14 protein-coding genes and 3 pseudogenes are annotated in these 17,444 nt (G+C 55.1%); 11 read left to right on the top strand and 6 right to left on the bottom strand.

What is annotated here, in order from left to right:
- Positions 1-32: 32 nt before the first annotated feature.
- The 3 genes from AC1M2H_RS05705 to queD all read right to left on the bottom strand — a co-directional run bounded on the left by AC1M2H_RS05705 (position 33) and on the right by queD (position 1,998).
- Entirely contained in the window at positions 33-293 is a 261-nt protein-coding gene (locus tag AC1M2H_RS05705) for a ferredoxin family protein (protein WP_480150640.1), read from the bottom strand.
- A complete protein-coding gene (locus tag AC1M2H_RS05710; RefSeq protein WP_480150641.1) occupies positions 284-1,555 on the bottom strand; it encodes an FAD-dependent oxidoreductase in 1,272 nt (423 codons plus the stop codon). The genes AC1M2H_RS05705 and AC1M2H_RS05710 overlap by 10 nt, the downstream gene beginning before the upstream one ends.
- Positions 1,556-1,635: 80 nt before the next feature.
- Positions 1,636-1,998 (bottom strand): 6-carboxytetrahydropterin synthase QueD, encoded by a 363-nt coding sequence (gene queD, locus AC1M2H_RS05715; protein ID WP_480150642.1) that lies wholly within the window; start codon positions 1,996-1,998, stop codon positions 1,636-1,638.
- 318 nt (positions 1,999-2,316) lie between these two features.
- On the opposite strand from queD, the gene cysJ reads away from it, so the two are divergent.
- The 3 genes from cysJ to cysH all read left to right on the top strand — a co-directional run bounded on the left by cysJ (position 2,317) and on the right by cysH (position 6,641).
- The gene (cysJ, locus tag AC1M2H_RS05720; protein WP_480150643.1) at positions 2,317-4,116 is read left to right on the top strand and encodes an NADPH-dependent assimilatory sulfite reductase flavoprotein subunit; all 1,800 of its coding nucleotides are present in this window, start codon (positions 2,317-2,319) and stop codon (positions 4,114-4,116) included.
- Positions 4,116-5,828 carry an assimilatory sulfite reductase (NADPH) hemoprotein subunit gene (gene cysI / locus AC1M2H_RS05725; RefSeq protein ID WP_480150644.1) on the top strand — a complete coding sequence of 571 codons (1,713 nt, stop codon included), beginning with the start codon at positions 4,116-4,118 and terminating at the stop codon, positions 5,826-5,828. Before cysJ ends, cysI begins: the two co-directional genes overlap by 1 nt.
- A 78-nt stretch (positions 5,829-5,906) precedes the next feature.
- Entirely contained in the window at positions 5,907-6,641 is a 735-nt protein-coding gene (cysH, locus tag AC1M2H_RS05730) for a phosphoadenosine phosphosulfate reductase (protein WP_480150645.1), read from the top strand.
- Positions 6,642-6,693: 52 nt separating this feature from the next.
- Here cysH and cas3 read toward each other — a convergent pair whose 3' ends face one another.
- From cas3 to AC1M2H_RS05745, 3 genes are all read right to left on the bottom strand, one after another.
- Positions 6,694-9,402, bottom strand: coding sequence for a CRISPR-associated helicase Cas3' (cas3, locus tag AC1M2H_RS05735; RefSeq protein ID WP_480150646.1), 2,709 nt, complete (start codon positions 9,400-9,402; stop codon positions 6,694-6,696).
- 91 nt (positions 9,403-9,493) lie between these two features.
- The gene (locus AC1M2H_RS05740; protein WP_416239327.1) at positions 9,494-9,793 is read right to left on the bottom strand and encodes a helix-turn-helix domain-containing protein; all 300 of its coding nucleotides are present in this window, start codon (positions 9,791-9,793) and stop codon (positions 9,494-9,496) included.
- 10 nt (positions 9,794-9,803) lie between these two features.
- Positions 9,804-10,145: a type II toxin-antitoxin system RelE/ParE family toxin gene (locus AC1M2H_RS05745; RefSeq protein ID WP_480150647.1), complete on the bottom strand. Its 342-nt coding sequence runs from the start codon at positions 10,143-10,145 to the stop codon at positions 9,804-9,806.
- 358 nt (positions 10,146-10,503) lie between these two features.
- Here AC1M2H_RS05745 and casA point away from each other — a divergent pair, with 358 nt between their 5' ends.
- The 8 genes and pseudogenes from casA to cas1e all read left to right on the top strand — a co-directional run bounded on the left by casA (position 10,504) and on the right by cas1e (position 17,361).
- Complete coding sequence (casA, locus tag AC1M2H_RS05750; protein ID WP_480150648.1) at positions 10,504-12,039, top strand: type I-E CRISPR-associated protein Cse1/CasA; 1,536 nt, start codon at positions 10,504-10,506, stop codon at positions 12,037-12,039.
- A gap of 16 nt (positions 12,040-12,055) precedes the next feature.
- Positions 12,056-12,658: a type I-E CRISPR-associated protein Cse2/CasB gene (casB, locus tag AC1M2H_RS05755; protein ID WP_480150649.1), complete on the top strand. Its 603-nt coding sequence runs from the start codon at positions 12,056-12,058 to the stop codon at positions 12,656-12,658.
- A 22-nt stretch (positions 12,659-12,680) separates the two neighbouring features.
- Positions 12,681-13,280 (top strand): annotated as a pseudogene (locus tag AC1M2H_RS05760) (type I-E CRISPR-associated protein Cas7/Cse4/CasC); the annotation flags it as partial.
- Between the two features lie 81 nt (positions 13,281-13,361).
- Positions 13,362-14,569, top strand: a protein-coding gene (locus AC1M2H_RS05765) for an IS3 family transposase (RefSeq protein WP_480151850.1) whose coding sequence is annotated in 2 segments (ribosomal slippage) — positions 13,362-13,683 and positions 13,683-14,569 — 1,209 coding nt in all. Because the reading frame shifts where the segments join, the coding sequence is not laid out codon by codon here.
- A gap of 38 nt (positions 14,570-14,607) precedes the next feature.
- Positions 14,608-15,090: pseudogene (locus tag AC1M2H_RS05770) on the top strand (type I-E CRISPR-associated protein Cas7/Cse4/CasC); the annotation flags it as partial.
- Between the two features lie 9 nt (positions 15,091-15,099).
- Positions 15,100-15,825, top strand: a complete 726-nt coding sequence (cas5e, locus tag AC1M2H_RS05775) for a type I-E CRISPR-associated protein Cas5/CasD (RefSeq protein ID WP_480151851.1) — start codon at positions 15,100-15,102, stop codon at positions 15,823-15,825.
- Positions 15,825-16,529, top strand: a complete 705-nt coding sequence (gene cas6e, locus AC1M2H_RS05780) for a type I-E CRISPR-associated protein Cas6/Cse3/CasE (protein WP_480150650.1) — start codon at positions 15,825-15,827, stop codon at positions 16,527-16,529. The genes cas5e and cas6e overlap by 1 nt, the downstream gene beginning before the upstream one ends.
- Positions 16,529-17,361: pseudogene (gene cas1e / locus AC1M2H_RS05785) on the top strand (type I-E CRISPR-associated endonuclease Cas1e). The gene cas6e and the pseudogene cas1e overlap by 1 nt, the downstream one beginning before the upstream one ends.
- The last annotated feature ends 83 nt before the right edge of the window (positions 17,362-17,444 follow it).

Raw genomic sequence — 17,444 nt, forward strand, 5'->3', positions numbered from 1 at the left:
TCCTGCAGCCTGAATTATAACGAGTCGTTTTATTAGCCGAAACGGAACGTAATACCGAATCCAGATTCAGGATAGCGCCATTCTTTCAGCGTTGCCTCATCGCATAACAGCCGGCAGGTGCCGCACTCCAGGCATCCCCGGTAGTCGACCTGCACGCCGCCGTCCGCCGTTCGTGAAAAAAGCCCGGCGGGACAGGAGGCAATGAGCAGCTCGACGACTTCCCGGTCGGGCGCCGACGCCGGGACAATATGCGGACCGGCGGCGGGACGCCAGACGTTACGTGCTACAGACATCGTATGCTCCTGACAAGATCGCCTGCCAGATGACGCAGGCCGTGACGGCGAAGGTGACGCCAGACTATCTGGCGCAGCGGCGGGACGGGGGCTTCGCCCTGCTGCCAGAGTTCGCGGGAGATATCGTCCATCAGCGTGGGCCATCGGCGATACCAGCCGGGGCGCTGCAGCAGCGCCGGAACGTGCCGGTAGCGCTGGAGAACGTCCCACAGCAGGCTGCGCTCGATCTCCTGATGGTATGGCGCAAACAGATTTTGCGGCGCATCGTGCCGGCAGGCTTTGACTAACGTGTGCGCCGCCGCCTGGGCGCCGATTAAGGCCATGTCCATACCGCGCACGGTGAAGCCGGTATTGACGCAGGTGCGCAGCGCGTCGCCGACCAGCAGCCAGCCCTCTCCGGCATACTGCGCCGGCATGCTGTGCAGACCGCCCTCGGGTACCAGATGCGCGCCGTATTCCAGCGTTTCGCTGCCGCGCAGCAGCGGGCGCAGGGCCGGATGAGATTTAAGCCGCTCCAGCAGCCCGGCGGCAGGCACCGCGCCTTTGCCCAGCGAGGAGAGCGGGCAGACGATACCGAAGGAGAGCGTATCCTGATTGGTGTAAAGGAACGCGCCGCCGGGTAAATCTCCGCAGACCCCGCCGGTGAATATCATGGCCGCCCCCTCGTTGCCCTCGAGGCGGAAACGATCTTCCAGCGTTTTTCGCTCCATAGCCAGCACCGCTTTGATCCCCAGCGCCATAGAGGCTGGAGAAGGGCGCGGGAGCAGGCCGTGGCGCTCCGCCAGCTCGCTGTTGGCCCCTTCCGCCAGCACGACGTAGCGGGCGCGCAGCGTTTCGCTATCGCAAATAACGCCGCAAACCCGGCCGTTTTCACGATACAGCGCCGTCACCGTCGCGCCGGTAATGCACTGGACGCCTTCGCCTTCGGCCTGGCTAACCAGCCACGGATCGAAACGGGCGCGCAGCAAACTCCAGGAGTCGCCGCCGGGCTGCAGGCTGGAGTAGGCCGTGGCGCCATCGTCGGTCAGCAGGGTCAGGTTTTCCTGGGTGATGCGGCGTTCGAGCGGAGCGGATTGCTGAAAGTGGGGGAGAAGGTCGGCGAGCGCGCGGCAGTACAGGCGCCCGCCGGAGAGATTTTTACTGCCGGGAAGCTCTCCGCGTTCGAGCAGCAGAACCGACAGCCCCGCCCGCGCGCAGCGTAGAGCGCAGGCGGTGCCGGCTATTCCCGCACCGATGATAATAATATCAAAATCGTCAGCCATGTTACGCCCCAGTGACCCAGAGCGCATAGGCTAACATGACGTTATTTAAGGAATATTGACCATCGACACAAAGGCTTTAATCACTCGCCGCGATAGACGCAGCCCGCCGTGCAGGTCTCTTTAATCATCACTGCGCTCAGCAGCGGCACAACGGGTTTAATCTGTTGCCAAATCCAGCGCGCCAGCACTTCGCTGGTCGGGTTCTCGAGCCCTGGAATATCGTTCAGGTAGTAGTGATCCAGGCGATCGTAGGTCGGCTTGAAGGCGGCCTTAAGCTCGGCAAAATCCATGATCCAACCCGTATGCGGATCGACTTCGCCGGTGATCTCCAGACGTACCATAAAAGAGTGACCGTGCAGGCGGCCGCACTTATGACCTTCCGGTACGTGGGGCAGGTGGTGGGCGGCTTCGAAGGTGAAATCTTTGAACAGGGTGGTGGACATCTTTTACTCTCAATAAGACAAAAAACCGCCGTAGGGTACCGGAAAGCACATTTTTTAGCATTAACTAAAACGGCCCTGAGCGGAAAATCGCCGCCTTTGCCGCGCTCATGTCAATTATCTCTTTATATTTCATATGGTTGTTTAATCGATTTTGTTGTTAATAACTATAAGTAAAACAGGTTAGTCCATTTGGTTATTTGTTATTTCCATCACTTCTTTAATTGTTATTATCAGCGCCGTTAACCTTACATTCTCTTCTGTTTTTGCCGCGCTGACAGGGTGCGAATAACAGCTTTGCTTACTGGAACATAACGACGCATGACGACACAGGTCCCACCTTCCAATTTGCTGCCGCTTAACCCGGAGCAGATGGCGCGCCTGCAGGCGGCCACGACAGATCTCACCCCGACCCAGCTGGCCTGGGTTTCCGGCTATTTTTGGGGCGTGCTGAACCAGCATTCCGGCGCGGCGGCTGCCGCTCCGGCCCCGGCTGCGGAAGTCCCGAGCATTACGCTGCTTTCAGCCTCGCAAACCAGCAACGCCCGCCGCGTGGCCGAAGCGCTGCGTGACGACCTCCAGGCTGCGCAGCTGAACGTAAAACTCGTTAACGCAGGCGACTACAAATTCAAACAAATAGCCTCCGAAAAGCTGCTGATCGTCGTGACCTCAACCCAGGGCGAAGGCGAGCCGCCGGAAGAAGCCGTCGCGCTGCATAAATTCCTGCTCTCGAAAAAAGCGCCGAAGCTCGAAGGCACCGCCTTTGCGGTGTTTGGCCTCGGCGATACCTCCTACGAATTCTTCTGCCAGTCGGGTAAAGATTTCGACAGCAGGCTGGCCGAGCTCGGCGGGGAGCGCCTGCTCGATCGCGTCGATTCCGACGTTGAGTATCAGGGCGCCGCGGCCGAATGGCGCGCCCGCGTGGTCGAGGTGCTGAAAGCCCGCGCGCCGGCGGCGACGCCGGCTCAGCTGGCGACCAGCGGCGCGGTCAACGACATTCACACCAGCCCCTATACCAAAGAAGCGCCGCTGACCGCGACGCTCTCGGTAAACCAAAAAATCACCGGCCGCGACTCCGAGAAAGACGTGCGTCATATTGAAATCGATCTTGGCGACTCCGGCCTGCGCTATCAGCCCGGCGACGCGCTGGGCGTCTGGTACCAGAACGATCCGGCTTTGGTCAAAGAGCTGGCCGAGCTGCTGTGGCTGAAGGGCGACGAGCCGGTTACCGTCGAAGGCAAAACCCTGCCGCTGGCGGAAGCGCTGGAGTGGCATTTCGAGTTAACGGTCAATACCGCTAACATCGTTGAGAATTACGCGACATTAACCCGCAGCGAAACGCTGCTGCCGCTGGTGGGCGATAAGGCGCAGCTGCAGCACTATGCCGCCACCACGCCGGTCGTCGATATGGTGCGCTTCTCTCCGGCGCAGCTGGATGCCCAGGTGCTGATCGACCTGCTGCGCCCGCTCACGCCGCGCCTGTACTCGATCGCCTCCTCGCAGGCGGAAACTGAAAACGAAGTTCACGTGACCGTCGGCGTGGTGCGCTATGAGATCGAAGGCCGCGCGCGCGCCGGCGGCGCTTCCAGCTTCCTCGCCGATCGCGTGGAAGAAGATGGCGAAGTCCGCGTCTTTATCGAACACAATGACAACTTCCGCCTGCCTGCCAACCCGCAGACTCCGGTGATCATGATTGGCCCGGGTACCGGCATTGCGCCATTCCGCGCCTTCATGCAGCAGCGCGCGGCGGAGGGGGCCGAGGGCAAGAACTGGCTGTTCTTCGGCAACCCGCACTTTACGGAAGATTTCCTGTACCAGGTTGAGTGGCAAAGCTACGTCAAAGAGGGCGTACTGAGCCGCATCGATCTGGCCTGGTCCCGCGCTCAACAACAAAAAGTCTACGTTCAGGACAAGCTGCGCGAGCAGGGGGCCGAACTGTGGCGCTGGATTAATGACGGTGCCCATATTTATGTCTGCGGCGACGCCAATCGCATGGCGAAAGACGTTGAGCGGACGCTGCTGGAAGTGATTGCCGAATTCGGTGCGATGGACGCCGAAGCGGCGGACGAATTTTTAAGTGAGCTGCGCGTTGAGCGCCGTTATCAGCGAGATGTCTACTAATGAGCGAAAAACATCCTGGACCGCTGGTGGTCGAAGGTAAACTGACCGACGCCGAGCGGATGAAGGTAGAGAGCAACTACCTGCGCGGCACCATCGCGGAAGACTTAAACGACCCCCTCACCGGCGGCTTTAAAGGCGATAACTTCCTGCTGATCCGCTTTCACGGCATGTATCAGCAGGATGACCGCGACATCCGCGCCGAACGTGTGGCGCAGAAGCTGGAGCCGCGTCACGCGATGCTGCTCCGCTGCCGCCTGCCGGGCGGAGTGATCACCACTAAGCAGTGGCAGGCAATCGATAAGTTTGCCGCCGATAACACGATCTACGGTAGCATTCGTCTGACCAACCGTCAGACCTTCCAGTTCCACGGCATTCTGAAGAAGAACGTCAAGCCGGTGCACCAGATGCTGCACTCGGTGGGGCTGGACGCGCTGGCGACGGCCAACGATATGAACCGTAACGTGCTCTGCACCTCTAACCCAAACGAGTCTCAGCTGCACGCCGAGGCCTACGAGTGGGCGAAAAAGATTTCCGAGCATCTGCTGCCGCGCACCCGCGCCTACGCCGAGATCTGGCTCGATCAGAAGAAGGTTGCCACCACCGACGAAGAGCCGATCCTGGGGCAGACCTATCTGCCGCGTAAGTTCAAAACCACCGTGGTGATCCCGCCGCAGAACGATATCGATCTGCACGCCAACGACATGAACTTCGTGGCGATTGCCGAAAACGGCAAGCTGGTGGGCTTTAACCTGCTGGTCGGCGGCGGCCTCTCGATTGAGCACGGCAACAAGAAAACCTACGCGCGCACCGCCTGCGAATTCGGCTATCTGCCGCTTGAGCACACTCTGGCCGTGGCGGAAGCGGTGGTCACCACCCAGCGCGACTGGGGCAACCGTACCGACCGTAAAAACGCGAAAACCAAATACACCCTGGAACGCGTTGGCGTTGAGACCTTCAAGGCCGAAGTTGAGCGCCGCGCCGGCATTAAGTTCGAGCCGATTCGCCCCTACGAGTTTACCGGCCGCGGCGATCGGATCGGCTGGGTAAAAGGTATCGACAATAACTGGTACCTGACGCTGTTTATTGAAAACGGTCGTATTCTTGATTATCCGGGACGTCCGCTGAAAACCGGCCTGCTGAAGATTGCTAAGATCCATAAAGGCGAGTTCCGCATTACGGCCAACCAAAACCTGATCGTTGCCGGCGTGCCGGAAGATCAGAAGGCGAAGATCGAAAAGCTGGCTCGCGATCACGGGCTGATGAACAGCGTCACCCCGCAGCGTGAAAACTCGATGGCCTGCGTCTCCTTCCCGACCTGCCCGCTGGCGATGGCCGAGGCGGAGCGCTTCCTGCCGTCGTTTATTGATAAGGTGGACGGCGTGATGAGCAAGCACGGCGTGAGCGAGGAGCATATCGTCACCCGCGTCACCGGCTGCCCGAACGGCTGCGGCCGCGCGATGCTGGCGGAAGTGGGCCTGGTGGGTAAAGCGCCGGGCCGTTACAACCTGCATCTCGGCGGCAACCGCAGCGGAACGCGGATCCCGCGCATGTATCGCGAAAACATTACCGAGTCGGAAATTCTCGACTCGATAGACGAACTGGTCGGGCGCTGGGCGAAAGAGCGCGAAGCGGGTGAAGGCTTCGGCGACTTTACGGTGCGTGCGGGTATCGTGCGCCCGGTGCTCGATCCAGCCCGTGATTTCTGGGAATAAACGTCTTTATCCGCGCCTGACGATCCCCTCCCCAGCTACGGGGAGGGAATGAGGCGAGGGGAAAATAACGAGGTAACTATGTCCGTACTCGATCTCAACGCGCTAAATGAGCTGCCGAAAGTTGAACGCGTGCTGCAGTTGGCGGAAACCAACGCCCGGCTGGAGAAGCTCAGCGCCGAGGAGCGCGTGGCGTGGGCGCTGGAAAACCTGCCCGGCGACTACGCGCTCTCTTCAAGCTTTGGTATTCAGGCGGCGGTTAGCCTGCATCTGGTTAACCAGATCCGTCCGGATATTCCGGTGATCCTCACCGATACCGGCTACCTGTTCCCGGAAACCTATCAGTTTATCGATGAGCTTACCGATAAGCTGCAGCTCAATCTGAAGGTTTACCGCGCTGAGATCAGCCCCGCCTGGCAGGAGGCCCGCTACGGCAAGCTGTGGGAGCAGGGCGTTGAGGGCATTGAGAAATACAATGACATCAACAAGGTCGAGCCGATGAACCGCGCTCTGCAGGAGCTGAACACCCATACCTGGTTTGCCGGCCTGCGCCGCGAACAGTCCGGCAGCCGGGCAACCCTGCCGGTGCTGGCGATTCAGCGCGGGGTCTTTAAGGTGCTGCCGATTATCGACTGGGATAACCGCACCGTTTATCAGTATCTGCAGAAGCACGGCCTGAAATACCACCCGCTGTGGGATCAGGGATATCTCTCGGTGGGAGACACCCACACCACCCGCAAATGGGAGCCGGGGATGGCGGAGGAAGAGACGCGCTTCTTCGGCCTGAAGCGTGAGTGCGGGCTGCACGAGGGTTGAGACCAATCCCGGACGGCGTTTGGCGTCGTCCGGGAATACTGCGCCGGGTCTTTTACTCAGAGGCGCTGCCAGCCAGGCCCTCCCGTTTACTGTAATAACTCGCTTCGCCTTCTGACGATACCAGTACCACCTGCGCGGACGGCCGGTGTTGTTTCTTGCGAAACCGTTCAAGCGCCTCCTCGCCGGGGAGTAAGAATCCTGCCGATCGCTTTTTCCACCATGATAGACGTACCGATAACCGACTCATTTCCCAGCGGAAGTCGCCCTCCGTCACGACAGGATGCAGCTCACCTTCCTCGTCCTGCCAGGCGAGGTAGACGTCAACGCTCTCTTCGCCCAGGCGGGTCGAAAACTCCCGGTCTTTATCCCATAAGAAATCGCTGGCCTCCCGATCGTAGCCAATATCGTAGCGCAACAGATTTTGCGTTGCGACGGAACGCTGGCTCAACACTTTGCCGAAGTCGACGTCGGAAAGCGCCTGCAGGCTGGCCGGGGCGGGAATTTTTTGTTCATAGACGCCATCAACTAACGCTCTGGCATTTTCCGGCATCCTGATTTCGCCATATTGACGCAGCAGCGTCTGAGTACGCCATAAGCAGGCGTGGTCGGAATAAACGAAGCCGGTACCTCGCAGTTCTTGTCCCAGCCAACCCTGCCCGGCCTGTTCCTGCCATTCGGGAGCTAAAATATGCAGTATCGGCGGCTGACGTTCATCGGGCGGCATCGCTTTACGCTCGCCGTCGGCACTGCGGATATGGCGCTGTAGCCGACCGGCGCGTTGGATCAATAAATCTATTGGCGCCAGATCCGAGATCATCCAGTCAAAATCCAGATCGAGGCTTTGTTCAACAACCTGTGTCGCGATTAGTACTTTACCCCTCCGCGATGAAACGAGGGCATCTTTGCCAAACCAGCCGAGGGTTTTATCCTCAATGGCAATACGATCGGCAAAGGCGAAGCGGCTGTGGAAAAGTAGCAGGTCCTGTTGAGGAATGCGCTTTTCATGTAATAGCTGCTGATAAGCTTCACGTGCGTCATCAACCGTATTGCGGATCCAGCATACGCATTGCCCGGCTTGCACCGCATGATAAATAATATCCAGCGCTTCCCGACGTTGCTGAATCCAGCTGACGGCAACGGTACGCTGAACCTCGGGGCGCGTGGAGAGCGCCTCTTCTGTCAGCCCCGTGGAGGAGAGATGGCTTAACCAGGGATAGCCTGCATCATTCGCCGTTTCGGTAGCGGTAAATCCCGCGCCGTCATTAAATGCGCTGAGTAACTTTTCGCGCAGGGCGGCGGGGAGCGTCGCGCTTAAAATAATGGCACTTCCGCCCTGGGCAGCATGGAAGCGAAGTAACCCTTCCAGTAGTTTCACCATATAGCCGTCGTAGGCATGGACCTCATCCAGCAGCAAAATTTTGTCGCGCATTCCCAGCAGGCGTAGCGACTGGTGGCGGAAGGGCATGACGGCCATTAATAGCTGATCTAAGGTCCCCACCCCAACTTCCGCCAGAAGCGATTTTTTTCGCGAGTCGGCAAACCAGATATGGCATTCACCGGCGGCGTTACCGTCGTCGCGAGAATAATCTTTAGCCGCTTCCCCTGTTGGCTGCCAGACCGACTGTCGGAACGCGTCCGACATCTGTCGACCACCGTGCGCCAGCATCAGCGACGGCCTGGCATCTGTGGTAAACAGCGCGTGATAAGCCGCCGTCAGGCGTTGATACATGGCGTTTGCTGTCGCCATTGTTGGCAGTCCAACGTAGAGCCCGTGCCCTTTGTTGGCGGACATTAAACGATGAGTCAGGATTAACGCCGCTTCGGTTTTCCCTGCTCCGGTAACATCTTCCAGGATGACCAACTGCGGACCTGGCGCAGAGATATCCAGCGTAGTTGCTCGCTGCTGGAGAGGCGTAAGAGTTTGAATAAAAGGGAATAGTGCTCGATGGTCCAGATAGCGGCTATGCTGTGACCGCTGCGGGATTTTGAGGATGGCTCGTTGTGCCTTTTCGCAGGCAAAGGGCCAGTAGGCTCCCAAAGTCATAGGGCTGCTGAGCGGTGGAAATTGTGTTTCGTCCGAGCCCATCCAGTCGGCGATGGTGACTATGCCGGCAAAAAACCAGCTGTGCTGCTTTAAGCGCTTTCTTCCCGCTTTGACTTTCCATTCTGGAGGCAGCGTAAAGGGAAATAGCTGACTTAATGTTTCCAGATAATGCGTTGCTGCTGCGATATCTTCGTCACTGAATGCCAGAGGGCTGCTATTTTTCAGCGTATCAGGGGGGATTCCGTGGTGGCCGGTGCTGACAAGCATCCAGATATTTAAGGCACTTTCAAAACCGGAGCGATTTTCCGAGGCAATACCTGAAATAATTTCATTATTACCTTCAGACCATGCTGCAAATAATTTATTCCATAAATAAAAGCCTAAAGAATCGTGCCGCTCAAAAGCTGAAATACCGTTAATGGGAGGAACCAACGGTGAGTCGGGAAATAGCGCATATTTTTGAAATCCTCGCGCATATTTTCCGATATCGTGGCTGGCAAGGAGCCAGACGAGCCAGTTTTCTGCGTCTGCCCCCGTAATGCCGCATTCTCTTAATATATCTTTAGTGTTGAAAATATTGTTTTTAACGATGAAATATCCGCATGCTGCGACGTCAAGGCAATGATATGCCAGCAGATGATAAGGGTTCGTTTTGCTGTCCGCTGTTTTTGCTGTCTTTCCCCAGTAGCGGAGATACTGCAGGCTTTCAGTCATCATCTTTTGATTTCCAGGGCAAAGATGCAGGGGCTGGCCGGCCGTTCAGTTTCGCAGGGAAGGTCTCCTGGACCGCCAGCCGGCACGCCATTTTTCAGAGGTGAAATGCGACCCTTTTACCCGTCGGGAGCTTCACGTCGATACTCAGCTCGCCGCCCAGAGCGGTGACGTAACGTTTCAGGGTCGACAGGCGGGGATCGTTATCCGCCTGCTCCATTTTTGCTACCGTTGGCTGCTTAACGCCCATCGCCGCCGCCAGCTCCGTTTGAGAAATATTCAGCTCTTCCCTAAGCATATTCAAAGCGATTGTCTGGCGAAGCTCTTCCACTTTTTCGGCAATACGCTCCCGGCTTTCTGGATTTTGCTTAGCCATAAGTTCTTTAAGGGTGGCCATAATTCATTCCTCATTTATTCAGGTGCTTACGGTATTCATTATCGGCAAGTTTGAGCATGTCCCTATAAAATTTCTTTTCGTTTAATCCCGTTTTGTCCCCGGCACATAGCACGATGCCATGGCGGGAAGGATCAAACGCAAAGAAGGCCCTGATGGGATTACCTTGATGCTGTACGCGCAACTCTTTCATGTTTGGAAAAGCAGAATCATTCACGGTGTCCGCAAACGGTCTGCCTAACTGCGGCCCATACTCGGATAAAATCACCATCGCGGCCAGCATGTCTTCCTGCAGTGCGCCTGTTTGCGCTTCAAACCACTCATCGAAAGCATCCGTAGTTTCTATGTCCCACATTGCGATCCCTCATAGCCAGTAAGCTATGACAAGATTATAGCTTACTGGCTATGAGGGCAACAGCTTTCGATCCTCTATAGACACTTTTTATTCCTGCAGACGCGGTAAATCATTTGCAATTGGGAGACTGGTTCATTTTTTTTCTAATTATTAGTATTAAAATGCAGGTGATAGTAACTTTGGCAAGATTAAATATCTTCTTGATTTATTATAAGCTGCTTCTTGTTCTATTATTGATGGCATTCTAAAACCTGGTTACGATGTTTTCTACGCAAATTTTGGGCAGGGTGCCAATCCTGTTTTTCTCTTTAAATAAGCGGTTGGTTCTGCTGCATTCCAGTTTTACAGGAGTAACTCTATGGATTTGAGTACGGAAAAATGGCTTCCTGTCCTTTTCTCCGACGGAGAAAAAACGAAAGTTGCGCTATGCGATATTCTGGATAACAGAATTCAGGATGTCGCGTTTCCTCGGGCTGATTTTCAGGGGGCGGCATGGCAAATGTTGACGGGCATCCTGCAATGCGCCATCGCGCCTGAAGATAAAGACGACTGGGGAGATACCTGGAATGAGGGTATTGAGCCAGAAAGATGGCGGCAGGCATTGCGTACCCTCTCTCCCGCTCTACAGTTTGGCGAACAAAAGCCCTCCTTTCTACAAAGCTACGATCCCCTTGATGCCGAATATAGCACCATCGCCGGGCTGCTGATTGATGCGCCCGGTGGCAATACGCTAAAGCTCAATAAAGATCATTTTGTTAAGCGAGGTAGCGTTGAACAAATATGCCCCCACTGTGCGGCGATAGCCTTGTTTGCGGTACAAACTAACTCTCCGGCCGGCGGCGCGGGCTATCGGGTCGGAATGCGCGGCGGCGGGCCGCTTACCACGCTGGTGGTTCCGCAGGAAGAAGACAAGTTCCCGCTCTGGCGGAAGCTCTGGCTCAACGTTTTACCCCAGGAAAGTGCGCCGACCTCAGCGCAGTTTCCCCTGATTTTCCCCTGGCTTGCGCCGACCAGAACCAGTGAAAAAGCGGGGAATGTAGTCACGCCGGAAAATGCGCATCCTTTGCAGGCGTACTGGGGAATGCCGCGACGTATTGAGCTGGATTTTACCCATACTGAGGCGGGGATCTGTGATTTATGCGGCGGAGAGCATGAGTCGCTGTTGCGGCAAATGCGCGGCAAAAACTATGGCGTTCAATATGACGGTTGGCGGCATCCGTTTTCCCCCTATCGCCAGGCGCTGAAAGATCCTTCCTCGCCCTGGCTGGCGTTAAAAGGGCAGCCGGGCGGCATCAGCTATAAAGACTGGCTGGGGCTTATTCTCGAACGTGAGGATAAATTTAACAAAATGCAGCCTGCAAAGGTGGTCCGCTCCGCCAGCCAACGAAAAAATATCGGACTGTGGTGTTTTGCATGGGATATGGATAATGCCAAAGCCCGCTGCTGGTACCAGCACCGCATTCCGTTAATCAGCACCTCTCATGCGGAACAATTTCTGGAAGCGCTCAATAAAGTCGTGGTACTGGCTTCAGAGGCGCTGTTGTTACTGAGAAATGCGCTGAAAAGCGCCCGGTTTGCTAATCCGAAAGAAGCCAAAGTTGACTTCAGCATGATAGATGTCGCCTTCTGGCAGGAAACTGAGCCTGCTTTCCGAACGCTGCAAGGTGTCCTGGCGGTGGATTCATTGCGTAAAGAGACATCGACTCATGGCGCAGTGAAGGTATGGGAACGTGAGCTACACGCCTATCTCTTTCACGTTTTTGACCGCGAAATACTGACTGACGCCGATAGCCCGGACGATATCCTGCTGCGTCAGCTGAAGGCGCGGCAGGAGCTTGAAAGCAGCTATCGTAAACATAAAGCGTATAAGGATGTACTGGCGCTGATTGAATAACAGGAGGAGGTTAAAAATGCTGAATAGTCATACTGCGGCATTGCGCAGAATCACCCATCCCAAGGCACAAAAAGCGCTGATTAACTGGTTTTCCGCGCTATCTGAGAGGTACTCGACGCGCGAGAATCAGCGCATTAACGGCCGCGCCTGGCGGGCAGAGCTGAAAAGAATGGATCCGCCTTATGGCGCAATGATGTGTGAAAGATACGGCGCGCTTCGTCAGTCTCTACTTGAACATATGCCGCTGCAACCTCTTGATGAAATGGCGCTGGCGCTGTTTGCCAGCGTCGCCGCGCATATTAAGAAGCATAACGAAAAAACAAGTTTTGCCGCGCAGCTGGGGGAAAAACTCAACGGATCGACGCCATGTGTTTCTACTCTACGCTTTGAACGTTTGCAAAAGGCTTCCGATCCGGAAACGTTTTGTCAGCTGTTAATCCACGCGGTGACGATTCGCGGTCATGAAGGGGTTAATGTCTTATCGCTGGCCGACAGCATTTTTTTGTGGATGGAAGAGTGGCAAAGACGAGAAGAGCATAAGTCGGAACCTCGCGATCCCTTTGAGCGAAATCGCATCCGCTGGGCGAATGAATATCTTTCTGCGTCATATAGCAAATAATCATTTTTAGAAGGATTTAACGATGACAACCTTTATTCAACTGCATTTATTAACCGCCTACGCGCCTGCCAACCTTAACCGCGATGAATCCGGTAGACCTAAAACAGCATATATGGGGGGCGTGGAGCGTCTGCGCGTTTCGTCGCAAAGCCTGAAGCGCGCCTGGCGCGTATCTGACACCTTTGAAGAAGCGCTGGATGGATTCATCGGCAAGCGTACCCGACGCATTGGCGTGGATTACGTTTTCCGGCCGATGATTGCCGGCGGTATTACGGCGAAAGTAGCGAAAGGGGCGGCAGAAAAAATTGCGGCTCAGTTCGGTAAGCTAAAAAACGATAAAAATGCGCCCGATGAAAAAAATCTCGAAATTGAACAAATTGTCCATGTTAGCCATCACGAAATTACGTTAATTAAACAGCTGGTTGATACGCTAATTGCCGATAAGCGTGAACCCAGTGAAGAAGAAGTTAAGCTGCTGAGAAAGGAGCAGCGTAGCGTAGATATGGCGCTGTTTGGTCGTATGCTGGCATCAACGCCGGAGTTTAATGTCGAAGCTGCCTGCCAGGTTTCGCATCCGCTAGGGGTGAGCGCCGTGACCATTGAATCTGATTTTGATGTAGCCCCCTGAAACACCGGACAGTAGCTGTATCTCCAGATAAGAGATAGGCTTAAATATATGTCTAACAACCATGTTAATTTTGAGATGACCGGGATCCTGTTAGGGCAAGAAGCCCGTAAGCGTAAGACTCCGCAAGAGAAAATTGCCATCATCCAGCAAACAATGGAGCCGGGTATGAATGTCTCCCACGTTGCTCGTCTGCACGGTATTCAGCCCAGTCTGCTGTTTAAATGGAAGAAGCAATATCAGGAAGGTAGCCTCACCGCCGTTGCGGCCGGAGAGGAAGTGGTTCCGGCTTCGGAGCTGGCGACTGCACTCAAACAGGTCCGGGAACTACAGCGTCTCCTGGGTAAGAAGACGATGGAAGTTGAGATCCTCAAAGAAGCGGTGGAGTACGGCCAGTCGCGAAAATGGATAGCGCACGCGCCCTTGTTGCCAAAGGACGGGGAATAGCTCTGGTTAGTCGCACCATGAGCGTGTCGCGTGCGCAGTTATCACTGCGGGTGAGCCGCTCTGCCGACTGGCAGGACAGGCGCAGCAACCGGCGTAATGACGAAGCTGATGCAGAGATACTGTCGGAGATCCTCGGCATCATCAGCGACATGCCCAGCTACGGTTACCGGCGGGTGTGGGGTATCCTGCGTAAGCAACGCCGTGTAGAGGGACTTCCACCGGTGAACGCCAAACGGCTTTACAGGATAATGAGCGAGCATAACCTGCTGTTGTTGCGTGATAAACCAGAGCGTCCGAAGCGGGAGCATAAAGGCAAAATCGCGGTAGCGGAAAGCGATATGCGCTGGTGTTCAGACGGCTTCGAGTTCGGTTGTGACAACGGCGAGAAGCTTCGGGTGACGTTCGCACTGGACTGTTGCGACCGGGAGGCCATAGACTGGGCAGCGAGCACGGGAGGCTACGACAGTTCAACGGTACAGGATGTGATGCTGAGGTCAGTGGAAAGGCGCTTCGGTAGCACGCTGCCGGGTAAACCAGTGCAGTGGCTGACAGATAACGGTTCAGCGTACACCGCGCATGAAACGAAGAAGTTCGCGCGAGAACTGAATCTGGAGCCGTGTACAACAGCGGTGAGCAGCCCACAAAGTAACGGCATGGCCGAACGGTTCGTGAAAACGATGAAGGAAGATTACATCGCGTTCATGCCAAAACCAGATGTGGGAACAGCGCTACAGAACCTTGCAGCGGCGTTCAATCACTACAATGAAAATCACCCGCACAGTGCGCTGGGATATCACTCTCCGAGAGAGTACCGGCGGCAGCGGGCATCGTTAACTTAAGATACAAAAGCTGTCCGGAGATGGCGGGTCAAGATCACATTGAATCTGATTTTTTCACCGCCGTTGACGATCTGAATAATAAGGAAGAAGACACCGGCTCCGGTCATATGGGCGAGCAGGGCTTTGCTTCGGCGCTTTTCTATACCTACGTCTGTATCAGCCGCGATTTACTGGTGGAAAACCTTGGCGGTAATGAGGAGCTGGCGAAGCGTGCTATTGCGGCGCTTACCGAAACGGCGCTTACGGTTTCTCCAACCGGTAAACAAAACAGCTTTGCTTCTCGAGCTTATGCTTCCTATGCGCTAGCGGAAATCGGTAAAAAACAGCCGCGCTCTTTGGCTGCGGCATTTTTCCAACCGGTACGCGATGCCGATCAAATTACGGCAGCTGTTACCCGCTTAAAGCAGCAGCGCGACAGCTTTGATCGCGTATATGGGAACTGTACTGATGATTATAAAGAATTGAACGTACAGAAAAGTGAAGGATCGCTGGCGGAATTACTGGCCTTTGTTAGCCAGTAAGGATGAATGATGAAGGAATATTTAGTTTTCCAACTGTATGCGCCGTTGGCATCGTGGGGCGAAGAAGCTCCCGGTGAGATCCGTCCTTCGGCGGCGGTTCCTACACGCTCAGCATTGCTGGGATTACTTGCCGCAGCGCTGGGTATTCGGCGGGATGAAGAAGAGCGGCTGAATAGTTTTAATCAGCATTACCATCTGGCCGTGCACGCGCTTTCTTCTCAGGAACGATGGCTCCGGGACTACCACACCGTAAGCGCACCGCGAGAAAACAAAAAGTATCGTTACCATACGCGACGGGATGAGCTTACCCTCGCGCCGGATGAGGTCGGAACGCTGATTTCGCAGCGGGAGTATCGTTGTGACGGTTACTGGCACGTGGCATTAAGCGCCACGCCCGGCTCGCCGTGTACGCTTGCGGAATTACACAATGCATTATTGACTCCACATTTCCCTCTCTATCTTGGGCGTAAGTCCTGTCCTCTGGCATTACCGCTGGCGCCTCGTTTAATGCTCGGTGCTTTAAAGGACGTCTTTATCCAGGCGAGGCAGGAAATGTGCCCGGTGGAATTAAGCGGCGCCACCTTGAGTGAAGGCGTTTGTTACTGGGATGACCCTGATGAGGTCAGCCTGGCCTGGCAGCAAAAACAGCGTAGCAATAATCAACCCGTAAGCCGCCAGCGCTGGCAGTTTAGTAGCTATACCCGCTTCAGCGGGCCATTGCAGGGGAGATCCTAATGTACCTGTCTCGTATCCAGCTCCGGTTTAATCATTTACAACCGGAAATGTTGAAAAAATGGGATTCGGCCCGGCCTTACGCCAGCCATCAGTGGTTATGGCAGCTCTTTCCCGAACAGAAAGAACGCCAGTTTTTGTTCCGTCAGGAAGAACATGGCGGTTTTTTTATGCTCTCAACAACGCCGCCGTTAACGCAGCACGCTCTATTTTTCGTCGAAACTAAATCATTTAATCCGCAGCTGGCTGAGGGGCTGGTGCTTGATTTTCAGCTACGCGCTAATCCGGTGATTACCCGCAATGGTAAACGTAGCGATGTCATGATGAATGCAAAACACGAGGCGAAGGCGAACGGTCTGGCGCAGGAAAAGTGGTGGGAACTACAGCAGCAGGCTGCGCAGGACTGGCTGGAAAGGCAGGGGAATCAACATGGTTTCCGTTTGCTTGAACCGGAACCTGATGATTTTACCCAATGGGCCGGCACGGATAGCAGTGAGATACAGACGCGGTGCGGATGCGTGCAGGCGTATCAACAGCACCGTTTTGTTCGCAAAGCGCAGGATAATCCGATTGCTTTTAGCAGCGTCGATTTTTCCGGCACGCTTGTGATTACCAATGCTTTATTGTTTGAACAGGCGCTGTTTTCTGGGTTAGGCAAAAGCAAAGCGATGGGATGCGGGATGTTGATGGTGAAAAGGAGGCGCTGATGAGTTGGCTTCCTCTTAACCCGACCCCATTGAAAGATCGTGTGTCGATGATCTTCCTTCAGTACGGGCAGATAGATGTGATCGACGGTGCGTTTGTATTAATCGACAAAACGGGAGTTCGTACCCATATTCCTGTTGGATCTGTAGCTTGTATTATGCTTGAGCCGGGAACGCGTGTTTCTCATGCCGCCGTTCGTTTAGCCGCTCAGGTGGGGACGCTTCTGGTATGGGTGGGGGAGGCAGGAGTTCGCGTGTATGCATCGGGTCAGCCGGGCGGTGCGCGTTCAGATAAATTACTGTATCAGGCAAAGCTGGCGCTGGATGATGATTTGCGTTTGAAAGTCGTGCGCAGGATGTTTGAGCTGCGCTTTGGTGAGCCGGCGCCGGGCCGTCGTTCGGTAGATCAGCTACGTGGAATTGAAGGGAGTCGGGTTCGTGCGACCTATTCATTGCTGGCGAAACAGTACGGAGTTAAGTGGCAAGGTCGCCGCTACGATCCCAGGGATTGGGAGAAGGGCGATAATGCATTAGTTCAGCGACGGCTTGTCTCTATGGCGTGACGGAGGCAGCCGTACTGGCTGCCGGATATGCGCCAGCTATTGGCTTTGTGCATACCGGTAAACCCCTTTCCTTTGTCTACGATATCGCAGATATCATTAAATTCGACACCGTGGTGCCAAAAGCGTTTGAAATTGCCCGCCGCAATCCGATCGAACCTGACAGGGAAGTTCGTCTGGCTTGTCGGGATATTTTTCGTAGTGGTAAGACGTTAGCGAAACTTATTCCGCTCATTGAAGATGTTCTTGCCGCGGGGGGTGATGCCTCCAATTAGTAGAACATGTATTTCTCGATGAATGAGGGTAGAGTCTTAGGACGTGGTGTAAATTCGGCGGTCATGACTCAAATTTAGTGTTG

The organism is Klebsiella sp. F11, assembly GCF_056712265.1.